Origin of the sequence: Parabacteroides sp. PM6-13 (genome assembly GCF_029892605.1) — a bacterium.
Taxonomy (GTDB): domain Bacteria; phylum Bacteroidota; class Bacteroidia; order Bacteroidales; family Tannerellaceae; genus QVMG01.
The window spans coordinates 1-4,491 of the sequence record NZ_JARXWF010000031.1 but is presented as its reverse complement, the minus strand read 5'-3'; the positions used below and the strand labels follow the sequence as shown (position 1 = coordinate 4,491).

The following is a 4,491-nucleotide window of genomic DNA, read 5'->3' as shown; positions in this document are numbered from 1 at the left end:
AGTGAAAGTTGAAAGCAGAGCCAAACTTGTTTGAGCTTTGCTGAGACGCATCCTATCTTATGGAAAGATAGTGAAAGTTGAAAGCAGAGCCAAACATGTTTGAGCTTTGCTGAGACGTATCCTATCTTATGGAAAGATAGTGAAAGTTGAAAGCAGAGCCAAATGTCAAAATATGCAATATTAGCTAAGATTGATTACAACTAAACCAATCCCAATTTGGTTATTCTTTATAGGTTTGCATTGTTTTTTATGGGTGGTTGTATATTATATGTACAGAGAATGATGAAAAAGATAACGATTGCGATGTTGCTTCTTCTGATGACGCAGTGGGGTTGGAGCCAGCATATACCGGAGGCAACTTCCCGCCAGTATGTGAGCGACAGCATCCGTATTCTTCCATCCCGTCCCTGGAAAGCGGCTGTGGAGACTTTTGGCATCAATATGGTTATCTGGGGATTCGACCGCTTTATCGCAAAGGAAGACTGGGCGCGGATCAACATCCATACGATGAAAGATAACTTCAAGACCGGTCCGATCTGGGATACCGATAAGTTTTCCACCAACCTGATTGCCCATCCCTATCACGGTTCCCTCTATTTCAATGCCGCGCGTAGCAATGGCATGAACTTCTGGCAATCCATTCCCTATTCGGTTGGAGGCAGCCTGATGTGGGAGTTCTTTATGGAGGCGGAGCCGCCTTCGATCAACGACCTTCTCGCAACCTCTTTCGGTGGGATCGAATTGGGGGAGATCACCTATCGCTTGTCGGATATTTTTCTGGACGACCGAACCTCCGGTAGTGAGCGTATCTGGCGTGAAATCTTAGCCGGGATCGTCTCTCCGGTGCGTGGGTTGAATCGGGTGATCTCCGGTGATGCCTGGCGAAAAACATCGAACAAAGGGCGTTCCTTGCCTTCGGTTCCTATTAACTTTGTGGTGAACAGCGGCGTACGCTTCCTGGCCGAACAGGAACAGTCGAAAAGGGGTACGACCAGTATGCACCTCTCTTTCCGGTTGGACTATGGCAATCCTTTCCATGACGATTACTACCTGCCGTACGAATGGTTCCGTTTGCGTGCCGGCGTGGATCTTTTCTCTACGCAGCCTTTCCTGAGTCAGGTGAATGCCATTGGTGCCTTATGGGGTAAACAGGTGTGGTCGAGTGGCAACAAGATGCTGACGGCCGGTGTTTTCCAGCATTTCGACTATTACGATTCGGAACTTCGCGGAAATACCGAAAAGACCGTTGTGCCTTACCGTATCTCGGAAGCAGCGGCCGTAGGAGGGGGGCTCATCTATTACAAAGAGGGAGTAGGCCACGATCCGGTCGATATCTTCGGTGAATTATATATAAACGGTGTGGCCTTAGGCGCCAGTGTGTCGGATTATCTTCAGTTGGAAGAACGCGACTACAACCTGGGCAGTGGATATAGCATCAAGGCGTATGCGGGACTGAACTATAAGAAAAACTGGAATTTCCTGTTGAACCTGGAGAACTACCATATTTTCACCTGGAAAGGATATGATCCCGGATTGGATTTTGAAACAGTCAACCTGGAACGATTAAACGTGCAGGGCGAAGAGAGCAATGCCCGGTTGACCATCTTCTCAACCCAGTTGGCATACGTCTCCGATAAGCGTTGGAATGTCACGCTTACCAACCGTTACTTCTCCCGCCATACCCGTTATCGCTATTACGACAATGTGCCGACTTCGACGTATGATGTGATGTTAAGTGTTGGATATCGACTGTAGCTGGAAGAGAATAGGAAATAGGAACTGGGAAATAGGAGATAGGAGTTCGACTTTCTCCTATTTCCCAGTTCCTATTTCCTATTTTTCCAGTTCCCGCAGGTTCTCCATCTTTTTACGTTGCATAAACTCATAGATGCCTTCGAGGTGTTCAACCACTTTCTGGTTGCCGAACTCATATACTTTGGTCACCAATCCGTCTAAGAAGTCACGGTCGTGGGATACGACAATCAGGGTGCCGTCGAAGTCCAATAAGGCCTGCTTTAGGATATCTTTTGTTTTCATATCCAGGTGGTTGGTCGGCTCATCGAGGATCAACAGGTTGACCGGTTCCAACAACAGGCGGATCATCGCTAACCGGGTGCGTTCTCCTCCGGACAATACCTTTACCTTTTTGGTGGAATTCTCTCCGCCGAACATAAAGGCGCCCAACAGATCTTTTATCTTATTGCGGATCTCCCCTTTGGCTACGTCGTCGATGGTTTGGAACACCGTCAGGTTTTCATCCAAGAGGGAGGCTTGGTTTTGTGCAAAATAGCCAATCATCACATTGTGACCGATGGTCAGTTGCCCATCGTGCTCAATCTCTTTCATGATACATTTCACCAGGGTCGATTTCCCTTCCCCGTTCTTACCAACGAAAGCGATGCGGTCGCCGCGCTCGATCGTCAGGTGGGCATTGCGGAATACGGTATGGTCGCCGTAACTTTTCGATACATTCTCGATGGTCACCGGATAGGAACCCGAACGGGGCGATGGCGGGAATTTGAGCCGAAGCGCCGAGGTATCCTCTTCGTCGACCTCCAGGATATCTAATTTCTCAAGCATCTTCACGCGGCTTTGCACCTGCAGGGTCTTGGAATAGGTTCCTTTGAATCGTTCGATAAACTCTTTGGTCTCGGCAATCATCTTCTGCTGTTCGTCGAATGCCTTCTGCTGCTGTTCGCGACGCTCTTTGCGCAGTTGCAGGTAGGTGCTGTAGTTTACCTTATAATCATAAATGCGCCCCATGGTCACCTCGATGGTACGTGTCGTAATACGGTCGATAAATGCCCGGTCGTGACTGATCACCACCACTGCCTGCCCGTTGTCGATCAGGAAATCCTCCAGCCATTGAATAGATTCGATGTCCAGGTGGTTGGTCGGCTCGTCGAGCAACAGGACATCGGGCTTCTTCAATAATAGCTTGGCTAATTCGATACGCATACGCCATCCCCCGCTAAACTCGCTGGTCTGACGTGTGAAATCGCTACGCTTGAATCCCAACCCCAACAGGGTCTTTTCGATATCCGCGTCGTAGTTGATCTCTTCGATGGAATAGAATTTTTCGCTTAAGGTCGATACCTGTTCTATCAATTGATAATACTCTTCCGAATCATAATCCGTCCGTGTCTCCAATTCTTTGTTGATCGCTTCGATTTCCGCCTCCATCGCATGCAGATGTGCAAAGGCCTGCGCGGTCTCTTCGAATACGGTCCGTCCGTCTTCCGTCATCAGATGCTGTGGCAGATAGGCGATCACGGTATCTTTGGGTGCCGACACCTTGCCACGCGTCGCTTCACGGGCACCGGCCAAAATTTTTAATAAGGTAGACTTACCCGCTCCGTTTTTCCCCATTAGGGCGATGCGGTCTTTTTCATTGATCACAAAGGAGATGTCCGAAAACAAGGCGCTTCCGCCAAACTCGACTGTTAATCCGTCAACTGATATCATAATTGTTTCCTGTTTTTTATAAAGAACGGCAAAGGTAGTAAAAAATGGTTGGTGGTTGACCCAAAAGTAACGTATTGATAAATACTCAACACAAAGGCACGGAAAAAGGTGGAATACAGAGAATACAGAGAAGCGCTATTGGCGCTTTCTCCCTCTGTGAACAATTCTTAGTGCCTCTGTGTTTAAGTCTTCTTTTGGGTCAGCCTCAGACTTTAATCTTTAAGCTCTTTAATGGTTCATCCGGTGAATACGCGTTGTTATAATGTATGATTAAATGGAATGAGAAGTTTGCTTGTTTGGCTGCAGGCCACCTTGGGCCTGAAGGGCCGAGTTCCGGAGGGACGAAGACTTAGCCCAGGGTAAACAGACTGGAGGTCTGTGTCACCCTGGGGCTCCATGGATAGGTGAGAAATGAGTTCTGTAAGAACGAAGGAATATATTCAATCTCACATATCCTATCACCTCATATTCTATTATTATAGTAGCTTATATCTATCGTTCCTTCAGAACTCGACTACTATAATCTCCAGATACCCAGGGTGGCCCAGGCCTTCAGTCTGCTTACCCGTGGGCTAAGTCTTCGTCCCGCTGGGACTCGGTCTTACAGGCCCGCTGTGGCCTGCAGCCATATAAAGAAAACCTTCCGATTTTGGGAATATGTGAAGGAGAAAGGAGAAAGGGGAAAGGGGCGTCTTCAGATATTGTAAGATGTGAAGGCTCTTGTATCATAAAAATAGTATCAAAATTTCTCCTCCTTAGTCTCCCACCACCCCGCCCTACGGGCGCCCCTCCTCAGGCAGGAGGGGATAGAGTACCCCGAGGTACGAGAAGGCCACTGAAAAACCCTCCTCCCTCCCTTCCGCTTATTAATGGATCATCCGAAAAGTATCTTTTTACCCAAGAAAAGATTTTCCACACGGTGGAAGGCCATTTTTTATCGTATATTTATTTTGAATAAATACTACTCAACGCTTGTCTGTATCAGGTTTTTGCACTATATTTATAGTGTAAAAGCAAAGTAAATAT

The 4,491-nt window shown here is 47.6% G+C and carries 2 protein-coding genes; one reads left to right on the top strand and one right to left on the bottom strand.

Features of this window, described 5'->3' with window-relative positions; genetic code table 11:
- Nucleotides 1–282: 282 nt before the first annotated feature.
- Nucleotides 283–1,755: a DUF3943 domain-containing protein gene (locus tag M2134_RS15690; RefSeq protein ID WP_280751511.1), complete on the top strand. Its 1,473-nt coding sequence runs from the start codon at nucleotides 283–285 to the stop codon at nucleotides 1,753–1,755.
- A 78-nt stretch (nucleotides 1,756–1,833) separates the two neighbouring features.
- Here M2134_RS15690 and M2134_RS15685 read toward each other — a convergent pair whose 3' ends face one another.
- Entirely contained in the window at nucleotides 1,834–3,465 is a 1,632-nt protein-coding gene (locus M2134_RS15685) for an ABC-F family ATP-binding cassette domain-containing protein (protein ID WP_280751507.1), read from the bottom strand.
- Nucleotides 3,466–4,491 lie beyond the last annotated feature (1,026 nt).